This window comes from Streptomyces sp. NPDC050287 (genome assembly GCF_044459385.1).
Lineage (GTDB): Bacteria > Actinomycetota > Actinomycetes > Streptomycetales > Streptomycetaceae > Streptomyces.
Window position 1 is genome coordinate 21,691 of record NZ_JBITIY010000002.1, and the last position, 22,809, is coordinate 44,499.

Here is a 22,809-nt window from a genome sequence, read left to right on the forward strand (position 1 = left end):
CTCGTCGCGCAGGCCCTCTCCGTCCTCGCACGCGCTGAGCGTGAGCGCCGCGAGGGCCACCGTGGTGGCGGTGAGCAGCCGGAGACGGGTGAGGTGGGCGGGCATGGGCTCTCTCCGAGGGGAGGGACGGGCACGGGCTTCGGGAAAGTCATCGATGGTCCACAGCCTGTGGGTGAGGTGTCCCCGATGCCAGCGTCGGCGGGGGATTCGGGACATCGGGTTGGTGGGACGGGCGGTGACCTGCGGGGATGTCGTGTCCCGGCGGGGCGGCGCGGGACGCGGGACAGGGGTGTGCGGGCTCCGGGCACCATCAAGTGGCGCTGAGAGTTAGGTTGTTGGCACTGCTTGTCCTTGCTTGTCCTGTGAATGACTGGAGACGCCGATGTCCGGTGACGCCCTCAGCCAAGACCCCGCCGAGCTGAGAAGGAGGATCGACACCACCAAGGCGCACCCGGCCCGCGTCTACGACGTCTTCCTCGGCGGCAAGGACAACTACCCCGTCGACCGGGACGCGGCCGCCGCCGCGCTCGCCGCCAATCCGCGCGGCTATCTCGACGTACGCCACAACCGCGACTTCCTGCGCCGGGCCGTGACCCGGCTGACCCAGGACGACGGGATCCGGCAGTTCCTTGACATCGGCACCGGGCTGCCCACCGCGGACAACGTCCACCAGATCGCCCAGCGCATCGCCCCGGACGCGCGCGTGGTCTACGTCGACAACGATCCCGTCGTGCTCGCGCACGCGCGTGCCCTGCTCACCAGCGGCCCCGAGGGGCGTACGGACTACATCGACGCCGACTTCAAGGACCCGGCGCAGATCCTCGAACAGGCCGCGAAGACGCTGGACTTCGACCAGCCCGTGGCGCTGTGCCTGGTCGCGCTCCTGCACTTCGTCGAGGACCAGGAGGCGTACCCGATCGTGCGCGAACTCCTCGACGCGCTGCCCTCCGGCAGCCGGCTCGTGCTCAGCCATCTGACGGAGGACCTCAACCCGGAGAACATCCGCGCGGTCCAGCGGACGTACACCGAGCGGGGGTTCACCTTCGTGCTGCGGTCCCGGGCCGAGGTCGAGCGGTTCTTCACCGAGAACTCCCTGGAACTCGCCGAGCCGGGTGTCGTCCCCGCCCACCACTGGCGGGCGGACAACGCGGCTCCCGTGCCCGAGCAGCCGGAAGCCTCCTACCTGGCCACCCTCGACGCCATCGAGAAGGTCCGGTACGCCGACATCAACGACGTCACGGACGCCGACATCAACGTGTACGGGGCGGTGGGGAAGAAGGGCTGAGCGGGGCGGGTGTGTCCGGTCAGTCCCACCAGAAGTGCCACGTGGGCTGGTCGAGGAGCCGGCGCTCGGCGTAGGCGCGCAGCGTGCTGTCGCCGTCCTGCCACAGGTTGTCCGGGCAGAACGCGAAGTGCTCGGCGGCGACGGCCTCCGCCTCGGCGAGGGTCGTGGGCGGGGACGCGACGGACAGCAGCAGGTGGTCGAAGCCCAGCGCCACGACCCGTATGCCGAAACGGTCCTCCCAGGAGCGCAGCACCGCGCACAGGCGGGCCACGTCGGTCTCCTGGTCGGCCGGGCCCGTCCAGCCGATCGCGGCGGGGATGTCGGCGCTGCGGCGCGCGAAGACGAGGGCGGGGCGGGGGTCCTTGAGCGGGCCTTCGCCCGCGAGGACGGAGCTCGCGACGCCGGATGCCACGGAGTCCGGATCGGGGGCGGCACCGGAGGCGCGGGTTGCCTGGTCGGCCAGGCCGGGCCAGGGCTCCGCGTCCGCCGTCGCGTATGCGGTCCAGTAGTCGGCCAGCACCTCATCGGGATCGTGATCACCGGGGTACGAGGTCTCCGCCGGCGCCAACTGCCAGTCCCGCGGGCCGCCGTGGCCGCCGCCGACGTCGACGACGAGGGGGAGCAGGCCCGCCGTCCGCCGGGCCGGCTCCAGCGCGGCCCAGCCGCCGGGGACCCCCCGCTCGTCCGCGCACCACAGCAGCGGCTCGTGCCATGGTCCCTCGTCGGTCGCGTCGATCAGTGTGCCGGGCGGGAGTTCGAGCCCGAGGCAGCGGCCGCTCGGGTCGGCCGCCAGTTTCGGCAGCGGGTTCGGAAGTGTCGCCATGCCGGTGACTTTAGGGGCTCGCACTGACAACGGCGCCGGCCCGCCCCTCGCGGAAGCGGCCCTCGACGCACTCCGGCCCGCCCCCCGCGGAACCAGCCCCCGCAGCACTCCTGCCCGCCGCCCCTCACCGGGTGGAAGCAGGCCCGTGCGAGCGTGCCGGGCGGGCGGCGGTCCTCGGCATGCAGACGGACGCCGCCGCGGCCACGGCGTCGGCGGCCTCGGCGGAACGCGGACGGTCGCCCGCCGAAGTCACCGCGAAAAGCCGCAGGCCGACCGCACGACCGCGCCGCGGCCCGTTCTCCCTTCGGGGGAGGACGGGCCGCGCACGTGCCTCTGCTTCCGTGCGGCTCAGAGCCGTTCCGGCGTCCGGATCCCCAGCAGGCCCATGCCCCGGTGCAGGGTGCGGGCCGTGAGGTCGACCAGGAACAGACGGTTCTCGACGACCTCGGGCGGGTTGTCGGCGGACAGCACCTGGCACTGGTCGTAGAACGTCGTCAGCAGCGAGGCCAGCTGGTAGAGGTACGACGCCAGCTTGTGCGGCTCGTAGGCCGCCGCGACCTCCAGGACCGTCTCGCCGAACTGGTCCAGGTGCAGGCCCAACGCCCGCTCGGCGGGCGCCAGTTCCAGCTCCGGGTGGGCGGCCGGGCGGGACTCGCCGGCCTTGCGGAGGATCGACTGGATACGGGCGTACGCGTACTGGAGGTACACGGACGTGTCGCCGTTCAGCGAGACCATCTGGTCCAGGTCGAACTTGTAGTCCCGCACGGCGGACGTGGACAGGTCGGCGTACTTCACCGCGCCCACGCCGACGTACCGGCCGTTCTCCTCGATCTCCTGCTCCGTCAGGCCCACCTTCCCGGCCTTCTCCCGGACCACGGCCGTGGCCCGCTGGACGGCTTCGTCGAGGAGGTCCTCCAGCTTGACCGTCGCGCCCTCACGGGTCTTGAACGGCTTGCCGTCCTTGCCGAGCACGGTGCCGAAGGCCAGCTGGTGCGCCGTGACGTCGTCGCCCAGCCAGCCGGCCCGGCGCGCGGTCTCGAACACCATCCGGAAGTGCAGGGCCTGCCGGGCGTCGACCACGTACACCAGCGTGTTCGCCTTGAGGTTGAACACGCGGTCGCGGATCGCGGACAGGTCGGTGGCCGCGTAGCCGTAGCCGCCGTCGGACTTCTGGACGATCAGCGGGGTCGGGTTGCCGTCCGGGCCCTTCACGTCGTCGAAGAACACGCACAGGGCGCCCTCGGAGCGGACCGCCACGCCCGACTCCTCCAGGAGGCGGCAGGTCTCCGCGAGCATGTCGTTGTAGCCGGACTCGCCGACGATGTCCGGGTCCCGGACCTCCATGTCCAGCTTCTCGAAGACGGAGAAGAAGTAGATCTTCGACTCGTCGACGAACTTCTGCCAGGTGGCCAGCGTGTGCGGCTCACCCGCCTGGAGGTCCACCACCCGGCGCCGGGCCCGCGTCTTGAACTCCTCGTCGGAGTCGAAGAGCCTGCGCGCGGTCTTGTAGAGGCGGTCGAGGTTCGACATCGCCTCCTCGCCGGACACCGTGCCGCCCTCGGCGGACTTGTGGTCCAGCTCGTGCGGATGCTCGTCCAGGTACTGGATGAGCATGCCGAACTGGGTGCCCCAGTCGCCGATGTGGTGACGCCGTACGACGCTCTCGCCGGTGAACTCCAGCAGCTGGACCACCGCGTCGCCGATCACCGCGGACCGCAGATGGCCGACGTGCATCTCCTTCGCCACGTTCGGCTGGGCGTAGTCGACGACCGTCGTGCCCGGGTTCTCGGCGAAGGGCACGCCGAGGCGGTCGGCGTCCGCGTACCGCGCGGCGAGGTTCTCGACGATCGCCTTGTCGGTGAGCGTGATGTTCAGGAAGCCCGGCCCGGAGACCTCGATGTCCTTGATCACCTCGCCGGTGACGACCTGGGAGACGACCTGCGTCGCCAGCTCCCGCGGGTTCGCCTTGGCCTTCTTGGCCAGCGCCAGGATGCCGTTGGCCTGGTAGTCGGCCCGGTCGCTTCGGCGCAGCAGCGGGTCGGCGGAACCGGCCTCCGGCAGGGCAGCCGAGAGAGCCGTCGCGAGGTGCTGCTGGACGGAAGCGCTGAGGGACGTGACCGAGGCCATGGGGTGGGAGCCGTTCTCCTCGAGGGGATGGATGGGCACGGCCAGTATCCCACGGTGCGTAAAGCGGTTTTCCTGGGCGCTAGGTGGTCTGGGAGAATGGGGGAACACCAGCAAGCCTTCAGCAGCCTTGAGCCTTCAGCAAAAGGCCTTCAGCAAAAAGAGGACGTGCCGATCGTGGCTCAGAGCACCGAGACCACCGACTGGGTCTCCCGTTTCGCGGATGAGGTCATCGAGGAGTCGGAGCGTCGGGCCCCGGGCAAAGCGACATCACCCGCTGCCGCTCCGGTGGTCGTCGTCGCGTCCGGGCTGTCTCCGTCCGGGCCCATCCACCTGGGGAACCTGCGTGAGGTCATGACCCCGCATCTCGTCGCCGACGAGATCCGCCGGCGGGGCTACCGGGTGCGCCACCTGATCTCCTGGGACGACTACGACCGCTACCGCAAGGTGCCCAAGGGCATCGCCGGTGTCGACGAGGAGTCCTACCAGCAGCACATCGGCAAGCCGCTGACCTCCGTCCCCGCCCCCGCGGGCTCGCCCCACCCCAACTGGGCCGAGCACTTCAAGGCCGCGATGATCGAGTCGCTGGCCGAGCTGGGCGTGGAGTTCGACGGGATCAGCCAGACCGCGCAGTACACCTCCGGGGTCTACCGCGAGCAGATCCTGCACGCCATGAGGCACCGCGGCGAGATCGACGCGATCCTCGACCAGTACCGCACCAAGAAGGCCCCGGCCAAGAAGCAGCAGCAGAAGCCGCTCGACGAGGCCGAGCTGGAGGCCGCCGAGGGCTCCGGCGCGGCCGCCGAGGACGACGGCAGCTCCGGCGCGGCCGGGTACTTCCCGTACAAGCCGTACTGCGGCAACTGCGAGAAGGACCTGACGACGGTCACCGCGTACGACGACGACACCACCGAGCTGACGTACACCTGCACGGCCTGCGGCTTCGCCGAGACCGTCCGGCTGAACGAGTTCAACCGCGGCAAGCTGGTCTGGAAGGTCGACTGGCCGATGCGGTGGGCGTACGAGGGCGTCGTCTTCGAGCCGTCCGGGGTCGACCACTCCTCCCCGGGGTCCTCGTTCCAGGTCGGCGGACAGATCGTCGGGATCTTCGGCGGGAAGCAGCCGATCGGCCCGATGTACGCCTTCGTGGGCATCAGCGGCATGGCGAAGATGTCCTCGTCACGGGGCGGTGTGCCGACCCCGGCCGACGCGCTGAAGATCATGGAACCGCAGATCCTGCGCTGGCTGTACGCCCGCCGCCGCCCCAACCAGTCCTTCAAGATCGCCTTCGACCAGGAGATCCAGCGCCTCTACGACGAGTGGGACAAGCTCGACGCCAAGGTCGCCGACGGCTCGGCCCTCCCGGGGGACGTCGCCGCCCACGCGCGTGCCGTCGGAACCGCCGACGGTGAGCTGCCGCGCACCCCCCGCCCGATGCCGTACCGGACCCTCGCGTCCGTCGCCGACATCACCGCCGGTCACGAGGACCAGGCGCTGCGCATCCTCAGCGAGCTCGACCCGGCCCGCCCGCTCGCCTCCCTCGACGAGGTGCGGCCGCGCCTCGACAAGGCCGAGACGTGGATCAACACGCAGGTGCCCGCCGACCAGCGGACCATCGTGCGCGAGGAGCCCGACCACGACCTGCTGAAGTCCCTCGACGAGCCGTCCCAGCAGTCCCTGCGGCTGCTGCTCGACGGACTCGCCGAGAACTGGTCGCTCGACGGGCTGACCCACCTGGTCTACGGCGTGCCCAAGGTGCAGGCCGGCTTCCCGGCCGACGCCACGCCCAAGGAACTGCCGCCCGAGATCAAGACCGCCCAGCGGTCGTTCTTCGCCCTGCTGTACCACCTGCTGGTCGGCCGGGACACCGGACCGCGGCTGCCCACGCTGCTGCTGGCCGTGGGGCAGGAGCGGGTGCGGGCCCTGCTCGGCGAGTAAGGCCGGGTTTCACGCCGGTTGTACGCCGGTTTTCCACGAGGAGGGGGCGCCCGGTGCCAGCACCGGGCGCCCCCTCCTCGTACCGGAAACGGCCGACGGCCGCTAAGCGATGTGGTCCTCTTCCAGTTCCGCGTTGAAGCGGTTGGTGAAGCGGGTGACCAGGCGCTTGGCCTCCTGCTCGGGGATGTTGACGCCGAACTCGGCCTCCGCGTTGTAGCCGAACTCGCGGGCCGTGGGAAGGCTGCCGTTGATCGACTGGCGGAAGACCTGGTAGTAGTCCTCCTCGGTCGGCTCGACGAGCGGGGTGCCGCCGCCCTCGCCGAGCTCCCGGGTACGGCCCGGGCCCGCCGGGATCGGGAAGCTGCCGGTCTCCTCGCCGGAGGGCTCGGCGGCCGGGGACTCATCGGCGTACTGCTCTTGCCCGCCCCGGTACGGCTGTCGCTGCTCCGGAAAGGGCAGTCGCTGCTCCTGGTACTGCTCGGCCTGGAGCTGTTGCGCGTACCACTGCTCGTCCTGTTCCGGCGGCTCGTACGTGGGGTCGTAGCCGCCGTGGTACTCGACCTGCTGCGGATCCCGTGCGTGCAGCCACGGGTTCACTTCCGGCTCGGGTTCCGGCTCGGGGTACTGGTGCCGCGGGGCGGGAGCCGTCACGGCGGCACGACTGCCCGCGGCCACCGCCGGAATCTCGTGTTGCTGTTGCTGCTGCTGTTGCGGCGGTGCCGGGGGCAGCAGCGCCGGCTCTATGCCCGCCGCCGCCAGGCCCGACGGGGCCGTTTCCGCGAGCGGTACCCCGTACCGCGCCAGGCGAAGCGGCATCAGGCTCTCCACCGGCGCCTTCCTCCGCCAGGCCCGGCCGAAGCGGGAACGGAGGCGGGCCTGGTAGACGAGACGCTCCTGCTCCAGCTTGATGACCTGCTCGTAGGAGCGCAGCTCCCACAGCTTCATGCGGCGCCACAGCAGGAACGTGGGCAGCGGGGAGAGCAGCCAGCGGGTGAGGCGGACGCCCTCCATGTGCTTGTCGGCCGTGATGTCGGCGATCCGGCCGATCGCGTGCCGGGCCGCCTCGACGGAGACCACGAACAGCACCGGGATCACCGCGTGCATGCCCACGCCCAGCGGATCCGGCCAGGCCGCCGCGCCGTTGAAGGCGATCGTGGCCGCCGTCAGCAGCCAGGCCGTCTGGCGCAGCAGCGGGAAGGGGATGCGGATCCAGGTCAGCAGCAGATCCAGGGCCAGCAGGACACAGATGCCCGCGTCGATGCCGATCGGGAAGACGTAGGAGAAGTTCCCGAAGCCCTTCTGGAGCGCCAGTCTGCGGACGGCGGCGTACGAACCGGCGAAGCCGATGCCGGCGATGACCACGGCACCGGCCACGACCACGCCGATGAGAATCCGGTGCATCCGAGTCAGCTTCAGTGGCGCGGCCACCCGTACTCCCCTCCCCTTGCGTGTTGTTGCGCGCAACAGAGTGGCACATGTGTGCGTCGGACGCGTTGCCGGTCCGTCAGGAGCCCGGCCCCCGCGGGGTACCGGGCTCCCTCAAAAGGCCCTGCTGAGCTGCACATTGGCGCCAGGTGTGACAGTCAGCTCTTCTTGGCCGCTGAGGAGGACGGGGAGGCGCTCTTCGACGCCGACGCCGACGGCGAGCTGCTCGCCGTCCCCCCGCCCTTCGCCGTGCCCCCACTGTTCCCCGTGCCCTCACCGTTCGCCGCCGACACCGCGGCCACCGACTCCTTGGCGGCCTTCTCGGCGAGCTTCTTCAGGCTCTCCACGCTCGGAGTCTTCTCACCGGCGAGGCCGGCGCCGTTGTAGTCGACGGTCACGACGACGTTCTCGACCCGCGCGACGACCGTCTGCTGCTTGAAGGCGCCTTCCTTCTTCTTCAGGTCGTACGACACCGTCGTCGCCTCGTCACCCGCCCCGGCGAGCGGCGACGACTTGGCGTTCCTCGCGCCCTCCGCCGACTGGGCGTCCTGGATCTGCTTCGCGTAGTACGCCTGCGCCTGCTTGTCGCCCGAGCCACGCGAGGTGTCCGACTCGAAGCGCAGCAACGACACGTTCAGCCAGCGGAACTGGGAGCCCTTGACGCCGTTGTTGTCGAGGCTGCTCCAGGAGCAGCTGGCCCGCGCCGCCGTGTCGTCGGTCGTGCCCTCCTTGCCGGACTTCGTCCCTTCCGGCACGAGTTCGCCCAGGGACTTCTTCGACAGCACCGCACACGGCTGAGGGAGCGACTTGTACGCCGCCGCCTGCACCGTCGGCGACGGGCTCGCCGACGCCGACGCCGACGCGTCCGCACCGCCCGAACTGCTGCTGCTGCCACTGTTGCTGCCGCTGCCGGCGTCGTCGGAGCCGGAGTCCGAGGAGCAGCCGGCGACGATCAGCATCACGGGGACCGCTGCCGCGCAGACAAGGACGCGACTGAGGCTCTTCGCCCGCCGATCACGTCGCTCTCGCTCGTCCCGCCGGTCTCGCTGTGCTGGTCGCTGCATGGTTCCTTCACTCATGACGCTTGTGGTTCCTGCCGTCGGATCGGGTCCGAGGGGCCACGGTACGCGGTGAGGAAGCGGTGCGGCTTTGCTTCGGCTGCTTTGTGTGGAGGGGTGAGAGGTCTGTGAAGGGGCCCTAGCCGGCCAGGACATCGGCCAGTCGTGCGGCCAGTTTCCGGGCCTTGTCCTGCATTTCCTCGCTGTCCGGAACCACTCCGAGGGCGGCCGGCTGCTCCGCGTACTCGATCGTCACGATCACGTTCGACGTGCGGAACGCCACAGTCACCGTGCGCTGCTGGACCGTTGAACCCGAGTTGTTCGACGCGTCGTCCAGGAATGCCGCGTCACCGAGACCGTCGAGGAGCCGGGGCTGGATGTCGGTGGGTGACGACGAGGGCGAGGAGGACGCGGATGCGGACGTGGAAGAGGACGAGGCCGTGGACGAAGACGAAGACGAGGACGAAGACGAGGACGAGGCGGAGTCGCTGAAGGTGGGGGTGGGGGTGGCTGTGGGACTGTCACCGCTTCCGGCGCTGCCGGTGCTCTCGTCGCCGGTGCCGACGTCCGACGTGGCGCTGGCGCTCGCCGCCTCGGGGAGGTCGGCCGCCTCCTCCATCTTCGCGAACAGCTGCTGTGCCTGGCTGTCGTCGCTCACGGAGCTGTCGTACGACACCACCCGCTCGAAGTCGACGAGCAGATGGTCGGTGGCGTCCGTGGACTCCACCTTCCATCGGCAGCCGACCTTGCGGTCCGTGTCGTAGGTGAGGGTCGCCTCGCCCGCGTACGCCTTCTCCCGCTGGTCCTCGTCGGTGATCTGCCGGATGCCGGGCAGCAGCGAGTCGAGGGTGCTCTGGCCGACCGCGCCGCAGGGTTCGGGAAGGGTGCGGTACCGGCCGGGCTGGGCGGCCGCGGAGGCGGTGCCGGCGTTGCCGGGGTTGGCGCTGTCCGTCGTGCCGCTGTCGCCGGAACCGCCGGTGCAACCGGTGAGCGTGGCGAGCAGTGCCGCGAGGAGCGCGGCGACGCCGGGTACGTACGCCTTCCGCTGCACGGTCAGGCTCCTCTCGACGGTGTGGCTTCCCGGATTTCCTGGGGTGGGTGTCCCAGTGTCCCCGCTGGTTATTCGCTTGCCGCACAGGGGCGCACCCTGGAGACAATGTGTATCGCACGCATGGCCGTGGACGCCGGTCCGTTGTCCCTTTCGTCGACCTTGGCGCCGGTTTTGCGATTCAGGACTTCTGTTGGTCACCGGGGGAATGAGGACGATATGTCGTACGTGGAAATGCCGGGCGCGAAGGTCCCGATCCGCATGTGGACCGACCCGGCGACGGTCGAGGAGGGAGCCCTCCAGCAACTGCGCAACGTGGCGACCCTGCCGTGGATCAAGGGCCTGGCGGTCATGCCGGACGTCCACTACGGGAAGGGCGCCACGGTCGGGTCCGTCATCGCGATGCGCGGGGCGGTGTGTCCGGCGGCGGTGGGGGTGGACATCGGGTGCGGGATGTCGGCGGTGAAGACGTCGCTGACGGCCAACGACCTCCCCGGGGATCTGTCGCGGCTGCGGTCGAAGGTGGAGCAGGCGATTCCGGTGGGGCGGGGGATGCATGACGATCCCGTCGATCCGGGGCGGATGCACGGTTTCGCGACCGCGGGGTGGGACGACTTCTGGGGGCGGTTCGACGGTATTGCCGATGCCGTCAAATTCCGTCAGGAACGTGCTGGAAAGCAGATGGGAACGCTCGGATCCGGGAATCACTTCGTCGAAATTTGCACGGATACCGCAGATTCTGTCTGGCTGATGCTCCACTCCGGCTCCCGGAACATCGGCAAGGAACTGGCCGAGTTCCACATCGGCGTGGCCCGGGAGCTCCCGCACAACCAGGGTCTCGTCGACCGCGACCTCGCCGTCTTCATCGCGGACACCCCGCAGATGGCGGCGTACCGCAACGACCTGTTCTGGGCGCAGGAGTACGCGAAGTACAACCGCACGATCATGATGGCGCTCCTCAAGGACGTGATCCGCAAGGAGTTCAAGAAGGCCAAGCCGACCTTCGAGCCGGAGATCAGCGCGCACCACAACTACGTGGCCGAGGAGCGCTACGACGGCATGGACCTGCTCGTGACCCGCAAGGGCGCCATCCGGGCCGGCTCCGGCGAGTACGGGATCATCCCCGGCTCCATGGGCACGGGCTCGTACATCGTGAAGGGCCTCGGCAACGCGAAGTCCTTCAACTCGGCCTCGCACGGCGCGGGTCGGCGGATGAGCCGCACCGCGGCGAAGCGCCGGTTCTCGACCAAGGACCTGGAGGACCAGACGCGGGGTGTGGAGTGCCGTAAGGACTCCGGTGTCGTGGACGAGATTCCCGGCGCCTACAAGCCGATCGAGCAGGTCATCGACCAGCAGCGGGACCTGGTGGAGGTCGTGGCGAAGCTGAAGCAGGTGGTGTGCGTGAAGGGGTGACGGCCCGTTCCGCCAAGGGCTGACGTCGCGTTCTACTTCGGGGCGTGGGTCACCGCGTAGATCATCACGAACGCCACGATGTGGATGCCGAAGAGGAAGTAGCCCAGCCACCACCACATCTTGCGTTCGTTCCGCGTCTCCTCCTTGAGGCGCTGCTGCTCCCGCTCGGCGTCGGCCATCACAACTCCCGGTGGACCTTCGTGTTGGAGGCCTGGGCGCGGGGGCGGAGGACGAGGAGGTCGACGTTGACGTGGCTGGGGCGGGTGACCGCCCAGGTGATCGTGTCCGCAACGTCGTCCGCTGTGAGGGGCTCGGCGACGCCCTCGTAGACCTTCTCGGCCTTCTCCTGGTCGCCGCCGAAGCGGGTGAGGGCGAACTCGTCCGTCCTGACCATGCCCGGGGCGATCTCGATGACCCGGACCGGGCGGCCGACGATCTCCAGGCGCAGGGTCTCCGCCAGGACGTGGGCGCCGTGCTTGGCGGCGACATAGCCCGCGCCGCCCTCATAGGTGCCATGGCCGGCCGTCGAGGAGACGACCACGACCGTGCCGTCGCCGCTCGCGTCCAGCTTGGGCAGCAGGGCCTGGGTGAGGTTGAGGGTGCCGATGACGTTCGTCTCGTACATCGAGCGCCAGTCGGCCGGGTCGCCGGTGGCCACCGGGTCGGCGCCGAGGGCTCCGCCGGCGTTGTTGACCAGCACGCCGACCGTCTTGAAGGCGGAGGCGAACTCGTCGACCGCCGCCCGGTCGGTGACGTCCAGCTGGTAGGCCGTCGCCTGATGGCCCGCCGCGGTGATCTCCTCGGCCAGGGCCTCGATGCGGTCCTTGCGGCGCGCGGTGAGGACGACGCGGTAGCCGGCCGCGGCCAGCTGTCGGGCCGTGGCGGCGCCGATTCCGCTGCTCGCACCCGTGACGACGGCGATGCGGGAGGCGGCGGACGGGGCGGCGGTGGCCATGGGCTGCTCCTTGGCTGAGCGGACGGGCGGACAGGCGGGCCGACGGACGGGCGGAAGCGTGTTCGGCCAGGATAGGCGGGTGGGGGACGGGGGCGGCGGGCGGTTGGGGGAGGAGGAGGGGGCTGGGGTGCTTTTCGGTGAACCACGTGGCTCGTACGTCCGTCCCGGCCGCCGTGCCCGGTGACGTCCGCTCAGTCGCCCCGCGGCGCGTACATGATCACCGCCATGCCCGCGAGGCAGATCAGCGCGCCCGTGATGTCCCAGCGGTCGGGGCGGTAGCCGTCCGCGGCCATCCCCCACAGCAGTGAACCGGCGACAAAGACACCGCCGTACGCGGCGAGGATGCGGCCGAAGGCGGCGTCCGGCTGGAGTGTGGCGACGAAGCCGTACGCGCCGAGGGCGAGCACGCCCGCGCCGATCCAGATCCAGCCGCGGTGTTCGCGTACGCCCTGCCAGACCAGCCAGGCGCCGCCGATCTCGAAGAGGGCGGCGACGACGAACAGGACGGCGGAGCGCGGTACGAGCATGGGGTCAGGTTCGCATGCCGCTTCTGATCAGTTTCCGGTGCGCCCCCGCGGTCTCCCATCGCGGCAAGCTGGTCGCCCGCCCGCCCGCCCGCCCGCCCGCCCGCCCGCCCGAGCGGGCGAGGTGCAGTCCCCGGCGGGCCGGCCAAGGGGCACGTCGTGGTCCGGAGCGGAGTGAGGGCGGGGTCAACCGGAATAAGGGGACGGGGTCGGCCGTTCATCGGTATAGTTGAACAGTCAACAACATGGAGGTTGAGCGACCATGCAGTTCGGGATCTTCAGCGTCGGCGATGTCACGCCGGACCCGACCACGGGCCGTACGCCGACCGAGCGCGAGCGCATCAAGGCCATGGTCGCCATCGCGCTGAAGGCCGAGGAGGTCGGGCTCGACGTCTTCGCGACCGGCGAGCACCACAACCCGCCGTTCGTGCCGTCGTCCCCGACGACCATGCTCGGATACGTGGCCGCGAAGACGGAGAAGCTGATCCTCTCCACCTCCACCACGCTCATCACCACGAACGACCCGGTGAAGATCGCCGAGGACTTCGCGATGCTGCAGCACCTGGCCGACGGGCGCGTGGACCTCATGATGGGCCGCGGCAACACCGGGCCGGTCTACCCCTGGTTCGGCAAGGACATCCGCGAGGGCATCAACCTCGCCATCGAGAACTACGCCCTGCTGCGCCGGCTGTGGCGCGAGGACGTCGTGAACTGGGAAGGGAAGTTCCGCACACCGCTGCAGGGCTTCACCTCCACGCCCCGGCCGCTGGACGGCGTCGCGCCGTTCGTCTGGCACGGGTCCATCCGGTCCCCGGAGATCGCCGAGCAGGCCGCGTTCTACGGCGACGGCTTCTTCCACAACAACATCTTCTGGCCGGCCGACCACACCAAGCGGATGGTCGAGCTGTACCGGGCCCGGTACGCCCACTACGGGCACGGCACGCCCGAGCAGGCGATCGTCGGGCTCGGCGGGCAGGTGTTCATGCGGAAGAACTCGCAGGACGCGGTGCGCGAGTTCCGGCCCTACTTCGACAACGCGCCGGTCTACGGGCACGGGCCCTCGCTGGAGGACTTCACCGACCAGACCCCGCTGACCGTGGGCTCCCCGCAGGAGGTCATCGAGAAGACCCTGGCCTTCCGCGAGTACGCCGGCGACTACCAGCGCCAACTGTTCCTGGTCGACCACGCGGGGCTGCCGCTGAAGACCGTGCTGGAGCAGCTCGACATGCTCGGTGAGGAGGTCGTACCGGTGCTGCGCAAGGAGTTCGCCGTCGGTCGCCCGGCCGATGTGCCGGAGGCCCCCACCCACCAGTCCCTGCTCGCGGACGCCGCGAAGGGCTCGAACCCGGTGAAGGACTCGCAGGACTCGAACGACTCGAAGGGAGTGAGCGTCGCATGAAGCTCGTCGTCGTCTCGGCGGGGCTGAGCGTCCCGTCGTCCACCCGGCTGCTGGCCGACCGGCTGGCCGCCGCCGTGGGCCGGCAGACCCCGGTCGACGTGCAGGTCGTCGAGTTGCGCGACCTCGCCGTGGAGATCGCGCACAACTTCACCAACGGGTTCCCGGGGAAGAAGCTGTCCGCCGCGATCGACGCGGTGACCGGGGCGGACGGGCTGATCGCGGTCACGCCGGTGTTCTCGGCCTCGTACAGCGGACTGTTCAAGTCGTTCTTCGACGTGCTCAGCGTGAGCGACAAGGAAGCGCTGGCGGGGACGCCGGTGCTGATCGCGGCGACCGGTGGGACGGCCCGGCACTCGCTGGTGCTGGAGCACGCCCTGCGTCCGCTCTTCGCCTACCTGCGGGCAGTCGTCGTCCCGACCGGGGTGTACGCGGCCTCCGAGGACTGGGGTGCGGAGGGTCTGGACGGGCGGATCGAGCGGGCGGCGGGGGAGCTGGCGGGGCTGATGAACGGTCTGTCGGCGGCCAAGCCCGTCAGGAACGATCTGGAGGTCGTACCGTTCGCCCAGCAGCTCGCCGCGCTGTCCGGGGCGTCCGGCGTCTGAGGATGAAGCGGGCTGTCGGGGAACCCGCAGGAGAGGCCGTGTGACGGTGAGATCCCAGTAAGAAGGGGGACTGCTCGACCGCTCACACGGCCACACCGCCGCAGGCCGGGGCACACTGAAGGCGTGTCCCCAACTGTGCTGCTCGCCGAAGACGACCGCGCCATCCGTCATGCCCTGGAGCGGGCCCTGACGCTGGAGGGCTATCGGGTCACCGCGGTCGCCGACGGTGTCGAGGCGCTGGCGCAGGCCCACCGGACGCCGCCCGACGTGCTCGTCCTGGACGTGATGATGCCCGGGATCGACGGACTCCAGGTCTGCCGGGTGCTGCGCGCCGAGGGCGACCGGACGCCCATCCTGATGCTGACGGCGCTCGTGGAGACCCAGGACCGGATCGCCGGCCTGGACGCGGGCGCCGACGACTACGTGGTCAAGCCCTTCGACGTCGAGGAGGTCTTCGCCCGGCTGCGTGCCCTGCTGCGCCGCACCAGCCCGGTCGGCGCCCTGACCGGCGTACCGAAGCCGTCGCCGCCCGCCCCCGAGGGGCAGATCGACGCGGCCGGGCTGCGCATGGACGTACAGGCCCGCCGCGCCTGGCGCGGTACCCGCGAGCTGGAGCTGACCCGCACCGAGTTCGAACTCCTCGAGCTGCTGGTCCGCAACGCGGGGATCGTCCTCGACCACTCCACGATCTACGACCGCATCTGGGGCTACGACTTCGGCCCCGGCTCCAAGAACCTCGCCGTCTACGTCGGCTACCTGCGCCGCAAACTCGACGAGCCGGGCGCCCCCGCGCTGATCCACACGGTCCGCGGCGTGGGTTACGTGCTGCGGGAGGACTGAGTGGGCCGCCTCGGGCGGCTGCTGTCCTCCCGGCGGCCCAAGCTGCTGTCGCTCAGGACCACCTTCGCGGTGTCCTTCGCGACCGTCACCGCCGCCGTCACCGTGCTGGTCGGTGTGCTGTCGTACAGTGCGGCCGCGCGGCTGGTGCGGGTGGACCAGGAGTCCGTGTTCGACCAGGTCGTGCAGGATCTGCGGGACGAGGTGCGGCAGCACGAGATGACGCCGCAGGACTTCTCGTCCTCGGCGCCCGGGCACGATCTCGTACGGCCGGCCCGTACCGACGTCCAGGTGCTGGCGTGGGACGGGGCGGTCGTCGACCCCGGCCGGCCGGGACTGCCGGTGAGCGTCGCCGACCGCGAGGTCGCGGCCGTCGACGTGGCCGGGCGGATGATCGTGCACAAGGACGTCGGTGTCGGCAGCGACGTCTATCGCATCGCCACCGTCTCGCTCGGCGGCGGCCGGGGCGCGGTGCAGGTGGCGCAGGAGTTCAGCGACACCGAGGACCTGCTGCGCGCGCTCCAGCAGCGGACGCTGATCCTGATGGCCGCCGTCGTGGTCGCGGCCGGCCTGTTCGGCTGGTGGCTGGCCCGGCGCATCACCCGCCGCCTGGTGATCCTCACCTCGGCCGCCGAGGATGTCGCCCGCACCCGCCGTCTCGGTATCCAGGTGCCCGTCACCGGCTACGACGAGGTCGGCCGCCTCGGCCGCGCCTTCGACCGCATGCTCGGCCGCCTCGCCCAGTCCGAGGAGGACCAGCGGCGGCTGGTCCAGGACGCAGGGCATGAGCTGCGCACCCCGCTGACCTCCCTGCGCACGAACATCTCGCTGCTCCGCCGGATCGACGAACTGCCCCCCGGCACCCGGGAGGAACTGGTGGCGGACCTCGGCCAGGAGGCGCGCGAACTCACCGACCTGGTCAACGAGTTGGTCGATCTCGCGGCCGGACAGTCGGACAGCGAGCCGGCCCAGCGCGTCGACCTCGCCGACTTGGCCGAGGAGGTCGCCGGGCTCGCCCGCCGCCGTTCCGGACGGGAGATCGTGGTCCGCGCGAGCGGCGACACGACGACCGACGGCCGCCCCGGCATGCTGACCCGCGCCATCTCCAACCTCGTCGAGAACGCGGCCAAGTTCGACCGCGACGGCACCGCGCCCATCGAGATCGACATCGCCGGTCCCGCCCGGCCGGGCGCGGTCCGCGTCGAGGTCCTGGACCGCGGCCCGGGCGTGGCCGACGCCGACCTGATCCGCGTCTTCGACCGCTTCTACCGCGCCGCCGACGCCCGCTCCCTGCCCGGCTCCGGCCTCGGCCTGTCCATCGTGCGGGAGGTGGCCCTCGCCCACGGGGGAGCGCCGTTCGCGATCCGGCGGGAGGGGGGCGGGTCGGTGATCGGGTTCACGGTGGGGGGGATCTGAGGGCGGGGGTGCTCTCCGGGAGGTATCTGCCGTCATCTGCCGTATCCGTCGAGCTAATGTTGTGCACTTTCTTGACGGAGGTAACTTGAGAGCCTAACTTCACGGTGTCCTTCCCCCGGTCAAGGGAGACCGCGATGCCCCCGTCCCCCACCCCTTCCTTCAACCCGGAAAGCACCCCTGAGCGCACCCCCGAACGCACCCGCCAACTGCGCCGGGTCGCCCTGTCCGGGCTGCTCGGGACCGCCGTGGAGTTCTACGACTTCCTCGTCTACGGAACGGTCGCCGCGCTCGTCTTCGGCGAACTGTTCTTCCCCGGGGCCGATCCCGCCGTCGGCACGATCGCCGCGTTCGGGACCTTCGCCGCCGGTTACGTCGCCCGGCCGCTCGGCGGCATCCTCTTCGGGCACTTCGGCGACCGGCTCGGCCGCAAGTCGATGCTGCTGCTCACCATGGGCCTGATGGGCGGCGCCAGTTTCCTCGTCGGGCTGCTGCCGACGTACGACACCATCGGGGTCTGGGCGCCGGTCCTGCTGATCACCCTGCGCGTGGTGCAGGGCGTCGCCATCGGCGGTGAGTGGGGCGGCGCCACCCTGATGGTCGTCGAGCACGCGGGAGGGCGGCGGCGCGGACTGTGGTCCAGCGCCACACAGATGGGAGCCCCGCTCGGCTCCCTGCTGTCCACCGCCGTCGTCGCGCTCGTCGTCGCCCTCCCCAGGGACGAGTTCGCGGCCTGGGGCTGGCGCGTGCCGTTCCTGCTGAGCGTGGTGCTGCTCGGCGTCGGGCTCTTCGTCCGCCTCAAGGTCGTCGAGAGTCCGCTGTTCGCCGAGGTGAAGAAGGACCGCGTCGAGTCGAGGCTGCCGATCCTCGACGTGCTGCGCCGCCCGCGCCCCCTGGTGCTGGCCTGCTGTGTCGGCATCGGCGCCTTCACCGCCCAGTCCCTGCTGACCAGTTACCTGATCGCGTACGCCACCGGCATCGGATACGCCCGCCCGCAGGTGCTCACCGCGCTCACGGTGTCCGCCTCGGTCGCCCTCGTCGTCCTGCCCTGCGCCTCCGCGCTCTCCGACCGGATCGGCCGCCGCCCGGTCGTCCTCGCCGGAGCCCTCGCCTCGGCCGCGCTCGCCTTCCCCGTCATGGCGCTGGTCGACTCGAAGTCGCCGGGACTGCTGATCCTCGCCGTCGTCCTCGGCCACGGCATCGCCCAGTCCGCGATGTACGGCCCGCTGGGCGCCCTGCTCACCGAGATGTTCGGCACCCGGGTCCGCTACACCGGCGCCTCCCTCGGCTACCAGGGCGCCACTCTCATCGGCGCCGGCTTCTCCCCGATGATCGCCGGCAGCCTGGTGGCCGGGAACGGCGGCAGCGGTACGCCCGTCGCGCTGCTGCTGTGCGGCGGCGCCCTCGTCACCGCGCTGACCGTCACCTTCCTGCGCGAGACCAGCCGGACCTCCCTCACCGGGGCCGCCGAAAGCCCCGCCACCCCCCACACCCAGGAGATCTCTGCATGAGCATGGCGACCCGCAACCCCACTGCTCGCCGTACCGCTCGCCGTACCGCCTGCGCGGCGGCCCTCCTGCTCGCCGTCACCGCCCTGCCCACCACGGCGGCGGCGGCCCCCGCCGCCACGAGCCACATCGAGGGTCAACTCCCGTCGGGTGCGACGTACATGATGGACGTCCCCACCGGCTGGAACGGCACCGTCCTGCTCTTCAGCCACGGGTACACCGAGGCCGGCCGCCCCAACCCCGCGCAGGACGCCCCCGACGACGCCACGAAGGCCCTGCTGCTCAAGGAGGGCTACGCACTCGCCGGCTCGTCGTACGCCTCCACGGGCTGGGCGGTGACCGACGCGGTCCCCGACCAGCTCGCCACCCTCTCCGCCTTCACCTACCGCTTCGGCACCGCCCGCCGCACCCTCGCCTGGGGCAGGTCGTACGGCGGCCTCGTCACCACCGCGCTCGCCGAGCGTCACCCCGACCGGATCGACGGCTCCCTCTCCCTGTGCGGACTGGTTCAGGGCGGGGTGGCCAACTGGAACAACACCCTCGACCCCGCCTTCGCCCTCAAGACGCTCCTCGCGCCGGACTCCGGCGTCCGTCTGGCCGGCCTGCCCGACCAGACAGCCGCCACCGACGCGGCGAACTCCCTCACCAGCGCCGTCGACTCGGCACAGTCGACAGCCGCCGGACGGGCCCGCATCGCCCTGGCCGCCGCCCTGCACAACATCCCGGTCTGGAACCAGCCGACGCAGACCCGCCCCGCCCCGACCGACTGGGACGGACAGCAGGCCAACCAGTACCAGGCCGTCAAGGGCCTGCTGCAGATCGCCGCCTTCAACCGGCGGCAGGAGGCCGAGGTGCGCGCCGGCGGCAACATGTCCTGGAACACCGGCGTCGACTACGCCAGGCTGCTCGGCCGGTCCTCCGTCCGCAAGGAGGTCACCGAGCTGTACAAGAAGGCCGGACTGTCCCTGCGCGCCGACCTCGCCACCCTCGACCGCGCCCCGCGCGTCAGCGCCGACCCGTCCGCCGTCGCGTGGATGAGCCGCACCAGCTCCTTCACCGGCAGGCTGACCAAGCCGCAGCTCTCCGTCCACACCACCGGCGACGCCCTCGTCCCCGTCCAGACCGAGAGCGCCCTGCGCCGCGCCGTCACCGCCGCCGGGGCGGCCCCTCTCCTGCGGCAGGCGTATGTCGACAACGCCGGCCACTGCACCTTCAGCCCTGCCGAGCAGCTCGCCGCCCTGCACACCCTGGGGGACCGCGTCACGACCGGCACCTGGCACGCCACCGACCCGAAGTCCCTCAACACCAAGGCCGCCGCGGCCGATCCCACGACCCCCGCTCGTTACATCGCCTACCGTCCGACGCCGTACCTGCGGCCGTACGACCTTGCGCACCCCGCCGACCGGCGGTGATTCCGTACGACCGCCCGCCGAGCCGTCGGTGGGCGGTCGTACGCTTGCCACCGTGGCGGACGACGACATCCTGGACACCTCGGACAGCGGCAGCTCGCACAGTGACACCGGCGGCGCACCGGACAGCGGCGAGGCGGGCAGCGACCCTTCGGACGGCCCGCCGCTGCGCCCCCAGTCCCTGATGCTCGCCTTCTTCGGCAACCACGTCCTGGACGAGGGCGACCTGTGTGTCTACTCCGGCAGCATCATCGACGTACTCGGCCGCGTCGGCGTCGGCGAGCAGGCCGTACGCTCCACGCTCACCCGCATGGTCAACCGGGGCCTGCTGCGGCGGCAGCGGGAGGGCCGCCGGATGTACTTCGGGCTCACCCCGCAGGCGACCCGTGTCCTGGAGGACGGCCGGATCCGGATCTGGCGGAAGGGCGCCGTCAACGACGACTGGGACGGCGCCTGGACCCTGCTCGGCTTCTCGCTCCCCGAGTCCTGGCAGCGCCAGCGCCACGACCTGCGTTCCCGGCTCACCTGGTCCGGGTTCGGCGCGCTGTACAGCGGGCTGTGGGTCGCCCCGGGGAAGGTCGACGTCGCGGGCCTGGTCGCCGAGCTCGGCCTCGCCGACCACGTCAAGATCTTCCACGCCCGGGCCGACGAGGCCACCGACATCGGGCTCATGATCCGCGACACCTGGGACCTGGAGAGCGTCGCCGCCCGGTACGTCTCCTTCGACAAGCGCTGGACAGCCCACCTGAACGCCGGTTCCGGGGACGACCCGATCGGCACCCGGCTGCGGCTGGTCAGCGAGTGGCTCTGGACCATCCGAACGGACCCCAGACTCCCCGCCCGTCACCTGCCCCCGGAGTGGCCGGCCCGCCCCGCGCAGGAAACCTTCCGCCGCGTCGCCGCACAGACCGAGCGACCCGCGGACCGAATGGCCCACCGCCTCCTGGAGACGACTCCGCCGCGCCAGGAAACGGGAGCGGGGCCGGGACCGGGGCCGGGACCCGGGCTGTCCTAACCGTCGATCTCTGCGATCAGTGCCTCGACGCGGGTCCTGATCTCGTCCCGGATGGGCCGGACTGCCTCGACGCCCTTGCCGGCCGGGTCGTCCAGGGCCCAGTCGAGGTACTTCTTGCCGGGGAAGACGGGGCAGGCGTCGCCGCAGCCCATGGTGATGACGTAGTCCGACGCCTGGACGGCCTCCGTGGTGAGGACCTTCGGCTGGGCGCCGGCGATGTCGACGCCGGCCTCCCGCATCGCCTCGACCGCGGCCGGGTTGACCTGCTCTCCCGGCAGCGAACCGGCGGACCGGACCTCGACCCGGTCGCCCGCGAGGTGCCGCAGGAATCCGGCGGCCATCTGCGAACGCCCGGCGTTGTGGACACACACGAACAGCACGGAGGCGAGCGGGGTGGAGGGCATCGGCTCTTCCTTGGCGCGGGGTGGGTGCGGATCCCGTAGCAGCCAGGGATCAGGCTGAGCTGGTATCAGCTCAAGCTGATGTGACAGTATCAGTCCATGCTGACGTCAGTCGACACTGATCTGTTGCGGGTTCTGGCCGACCCGCTGCGCCTGCGGATCGTCACCCTGCTGGCCCGGGAGACGCTCTGCACCACTCACCTGATCGAGGAGACGGGGGCCAGACAGACCAACCTCTCCAACCATCTGAAGGTGCTGCGGGAGGCCGGGGTCGTGGAGACCGAACCATGCGGCCGGTTCACCTACTACCGGCTCAAGCCCGATGCCATCGCCACCCTCGCCGGTCAGTTCGCCGACCTCGCGGAGACCGCGCGCGACACCGCCGAGAACAACGTCAAGCGGTCCTGTCCCTGATCTCCGGTGTCCTCGCCGCCCCCTACCCCCGCCACCCCCGTGTCCCGCCGCCACGGCGGCTGCCCAAGGAGTCCTGTTGACCGCCACCGAGGCCACCGAGCATGACCCACCCGGGGAGTCCGCCACGCCCGGGGAGCCCACCGAGGTCGTCGCGCCCCGCATCGAGCCGCGGCCCGCTCCGGGCGCCACCCCGCCGCAAACCCCTCCGCTGATCGCCAGGGCTGCGGCCGAGTTGGTCGGCACGGCGGGCCTGGTCGCGGTCGTCGTCGGGTCCGGGATCCAGGCCACCGAGCTGACCCGGGACGTCGGACTGCAACTGCTGGCCAACTCCCTTGCCACCGTCTTCGGTCTCGGCGTCCTGATCACCTTGCTCGGACCGGTCTCCGGAGCCCACTTCAACCCGGTCGTCACCCTGGCCGAGTGGTGGACCGCCCGCCGCGGCGGCCCCGGTGTCACGCTCCGCGAGACGGCCGCCTACGTCCCCGCCCAGGTCGTGGGCGCGATCGCCGGCGCGATCCTGGCGGACGCGATGTTCGGCGAGCCGCTGGTGAAGTGGTCGACGCACGACCGTTCCGCCGGGCACCTGCTCCTCGGGGAGGTCGTCGCGACGGCCGGGCTGATCCTGCTGATCTTCGGCCTGGCCCGTACGGACCGGCTGCGGTTCGCGCCGGTGGCGGTGGCCTCGTACATCGGCGCGGCCTACTGGTTCACCTCGTCCACGTCCTTCGCCAACCCCGCCGTGACCGTCGGCCGCGCCTTCAGCGACACCTTCGCGGGCATCGCGCCCGGCTCGGTCGCGGGGTTCGTCGGCATGCAACTCGTGGGCGCGGTGGTCGGGCTGGCGCTGGTGGCGGTCATCTTCCGAGCATCTGCCCCATCGCGGTGACCACGGACGGTTCCACCCGGTAGTACACCCAGGTCCCGCGCCGCTCGGAGGTGAGCAGCCCGGCCTCCCTGAGCTTCTTCAAGTGGTGGGAGACGGTCGGCTGGGAGACGCCGACGTCGGAGATGTCGCACACGCACGCCTCGCCGCCCTCGTGCGAGGCGACCAGTGAGAACAGCCGTAGCCGCACCGGGTCGCCGAGCGCCTTGAACATCCGGGCCGTCCGCTCCGCCTCGGCGGCGGTCAGCGGGCGCTCGGTCAGCGGCGGGCAGCAGGGCGCCACGACGGCCGGCTCGGGGGCCTCGACAGCATTCGGCATACGTCTATGTTGACAC

The 22,809-nt window shown here is 71.0% G+C and carries 22 protein-coding genes; 12 read left to right on the top strand and 10 right to left on the bottom strand.

Annotation, left to right across the window (positions count from 1 at the left end; genetic code table 11):
* Positions 1-382: 382 nt before the first annotated feature.
* Positions 383-1,285: an SAM-dependent methyltransferase gene (locus ACIBK3_RS05405; protein WP_399362166.1), complete on the top strand. Its 903-nt coding sequence runs from the start codon at positions 383-385 to the stop codon at positions 1,283-1,285.
* A 19-nt stretch (positions 1,286-1,304) separates the two neighbouring features.
* On the opposite strand, the gene ACIBK3_RS05410 is transcribed toward ACIBK3_RS05405, so the two are convergent.
* Positions 1,305-2,108, bottom strand: a complete 804-nt coding sequence (locus tag ACIBK3_RS05410; RefSeq protein ID WP_399362168.1) for a DUF4253 domain-containing protein — start codon at positions 2,106-2,108, stop codon at positions 1,305-1,307.
* A gap of 348 nt (positions 2,109-2,456) precedes the next feature.
* Positions 2,457-4,235, bottom strand: a complete 1,779-nt coding sequence (gene argS, locus ACIBK3_RS05415; RefSeq protein ID WP_399363912.1) for an arginine--tRNA ligase — start codon at positions 4,233-4,235, stop codon at positions 2,457-2,459.
* A 165-nt stretch (positions 4,236-4,400) separates the two neighbouring features.
* On the opposite strand from argS, the gene lysS reads away from it, so the two are divergent.
* Entirely contained in the window at positions 4,401-6,170 is a 1,770-nt protein-coding gene (lysS, locus tag ACIBK3_RS05420; protein ID WP_399362170.1) for a lysine--tRNA ligase, read from the top strand.
* 102 nt (positions 6,171-6,272) lie between these two features.
* Here lysS and ACIBK3_RS05425 read toward each other — a convergent pair whose 3' ends face one another.
* The 3 genes from ACIBK3_RS05425 to ACIBK3_RS05435 form a co-directional block, all read right to left on the bottom strand.
* Complete coding sequence (locus tag ACIBK3_RS05425; RefSeq protein WP_399362172.1) at positions 6,273-7,571, bottom strand: DUF2637 domain-containing protein; 1,299 nt, start codon at positions 7,569-7,571, stop codon at positions 6,273-6,275.
* A gap of 182 nt (positions 7,572-7,753) precedes the next feature.
* Positions 7,754-8,674, bottom strand: coding sequence for a DUF3558 family protein (locus ACIBK3_RS05430; protein WP_399362174.1), 921 nt, complete (start codon positions 8,672-8,674; stop codon positions 7,754-7,756).
* A gap of 118 nt (positions 8,675-8,792) precedes the next feature.
* Positions 8,793-9,704 (bottom strand): DUF3558 domain-containing protein, encoded by a 912-nt coding sequence (locus tag ACIBK3_RS05435; RefSeq protein WP_399362176.1) that lies wholly within the window; start codon positions 9,702-9,704, stop codon positions 8,793-8,795.
* Between the two features lie 216 nt (positions 9,705-9,920).
* Between ACIBK3_RS05435 and ACIBK3_RS05440 the strand changes: the two genes are divergently transcribed.
* The gene (locus ACIBK3_RS05440; protein WP_399362178.1) at positions 9,921-11,114 is read left to right on the top strand and encodes an RtcB family protein; all 1,194 of its coding nucleotides are present in this window, start codon (positions 9,921-9,923) and stop codon (positions 11,112-11,114) included.
* Between the two features lie 32 nt (positions 11,115-11,146).
* Here the strand turns inward: ACIBK3_RS05440 and ACIBK3_RS05445 are convergent, their stop codons facing one another.
* The 3 genes from ACIBK3_RS05445 to ACIBK3_RS05455 form a co-directional block, all read right to left on the bottom strand.
* The gene (locus ACIBK3_RS05445; protein ID WP_199812067.1) at positions 11,147-11,293 is read right to left on the bottom strand and encodes a hypothetical protein; all 147 of its coding nucleotides are present in this window, start codon (positions 11,291-11,293) and stop codon (positions 11,147-11,149) included.
* A complete protein-coding gene (locus tag ACIBK3_RS05450; RefSeq protein WP_399362181.1) occupies positions 11,293-12,069 on the bottom strand; it encodes an SDR family NAD(P)-dependent oxidoreductase in 777 nt (258 codons plus the stop codon). Before ACIBK3_RS05450 ends, ACIBK3_RS05445 begins: the two co-directional genes overlap by 1 nt.
* 191 nt (positions 12,070-12,260) lie before the next feature.
* The gene (locus ACIBK3_RS05455) at positions 12,261-12,596 is read right to left on the bottom strand and encodes a YnfA family protein (RefSeq protein WP_399362183.1); all 336 of its coding nucleotides are present in this window, start codon (positions 12,594-12,596) and stop codon (positions 12,261-12,263) included.
* Positions 12,597-12,855: 259 nt separating this feature from the next.
* Here ACIBK3_RS05455 and ACIBK3_RS05460 point away from each other — a divergent pair, with 259 nt between their 5' ends.
* From ACIBK3_RS05460 to ACIBK3_RS05490, 7 genes are all read left to right on the top strand, one after another.
* On the top strand, positions 12,856-13,992 hold the full coding sequence (locus ACIBK3_RS05460; RefSeq protein ID WP_399362185.1) for an LLM class flavin-dependent oxidoreductase: 1,137 nt from the start codon (positions 12,856-12,858) through the stop codon (positions 13,990-13,992).
* On the top strand, positions 13,989-14,594 hold the full coding sequence (locus ACIBK3_RS05465; RefSeq protein ID WP_399362187.1) for an FMN reductase: 606 nt from the start codon (positions 13,989-13,991) through the stop codon (positions 14,592-14,594). The genes ACIBK3_RS05460 and ACIBK3_RS05465 overlap by 4 nt, the downstream gene beginning before the upstream one ends.
* 135 nt (positions 14,595-14,729) lie before the next feature.
* Positions 14,730-15,434 carry a response regulator transcription factor gene (locus ACIBK3_RS05470; protein WP_399363916.1) on the top strand — a complete coding sequence of 235 codons (705 nt, stop codon included), beginning with the start codon at positions 14,730-14,732 and terminating at the stop codon, positions 15,432-15,434.
* Positions 15,435-16,847 carry an ATP-binding protein gene (locus ACIBK3_RS05475; RefSeq protein WP_399362189.1) on the top strand — a complete coding sequence of 471 codons (1,413 nt, stop codon included), beginning with the start codon at positions 15,435-15,437 and terminating at the stop codon, positions 16,845-16,847.
* Positions 16,848-16,981: 134 nt separating this feature from the next.
* Positions 16,982-18,355, top strand: a complete 1,374-nt coding sequence (locus ACIBK3_RS05480) for an MFS transporter (RefSeq protein WP_399362192.1) — start codon at positions 16,982-16,984, stop codon at positions 18,353-18,355.
* Positions 18,352-19,764: an alpha/beta hydrolase family protein gene (locus ACIBK3_RS05485; protein WP_399362194.1), complete on the top strand. Its 1,413-nt coding sequence runs from the start codon at positions 18,352-18,354 to the stop codon at positions 19,762-19,764. Before ACIBK3_RS05480 ends, ACIBK3_RS05485 begins: the two co-directional genes overlap by 4 nt.
* A 163-nt stretch (positions 19,765-19,927) precedes the next feature.
* Positions 19,928-20,776, top strand: coding sequence for a PaaX family transcriptional regulator C-terminal domain-containing protein (locus ACIBK3_RS05490; protein WP_399363918.1), 849 nt, complete (start codon positions 19,928-19,930; stop codon positions 20,774-20,776).
* Here the strand turns inward: ACIBK3_RS05490 and ACIBK3_RS05495 are convergent.
* On the bottom strand, positions 20,773-21,180 hold the full coding sequence (locus ACIBK3_RS05495) for an arsenate reductase ArsC (RefSeq protein ID WP_399362196.1): 408 nt from the start codon (positions 21,178-21,180) through the stop codon (positions 20,773-20,775). The two genes, ACIBK3_RS05490 and ACIBK3_RS05495, sit on opposite strands and share 4 nt — an antisense overlap.
* Before the next feature lie 96 nt (positions 21,181-21,276).
* Between ACIBK3_RS05495 and ACIBK3_RS05500 the strand changes: the two genes are divergently transcribed.
* Positions 21,277-21,591 (top strand): ArsR/SmtB family transcription factor, encoded by a 315-nt coding sequence (locus ACIBK3_RS05500; RefSeq protein WP_399362198.1) that lies wholly within the window; start codon positions 21,277-21,279, stop codon positions 21,589-21,591.
* 76 nt (positions 21,592-21,667) lie between these two features.
* Positions 21,668-22,477 carry an aquaporin gene (locus ACIBK3_RS05505; RefSeq protein WP_399362200.1) on the top strand — a complete coding sequence of 270 codons (810 nt, stop codon included), beginning with the start codon at positions 21,668-21,670 and terminating at the stop codon, positions 22,475-22,477.
* Here ACIBK3_RS05505 and ACIBK3_RS05510 read toward each other — a convergent pair.
* Complete coding sequence (locus tag ACIBK3_RS05510) at positions 22,446-22,793, bottom strand: ArsR/SmtB family transcription factor (RefSeq protein WP_399362202.1); 348 nt, start codon at positions 22,791-22,793, stop codon at positions 22,446-22,448. The two genes, ACIBK3_RS05505 and ACIBK3_RS05510, sit on opposite strands and share 32 nt — an antisense overlap.
* Positions 22,794-22,809: the final 16 nt, after the last annotated feature.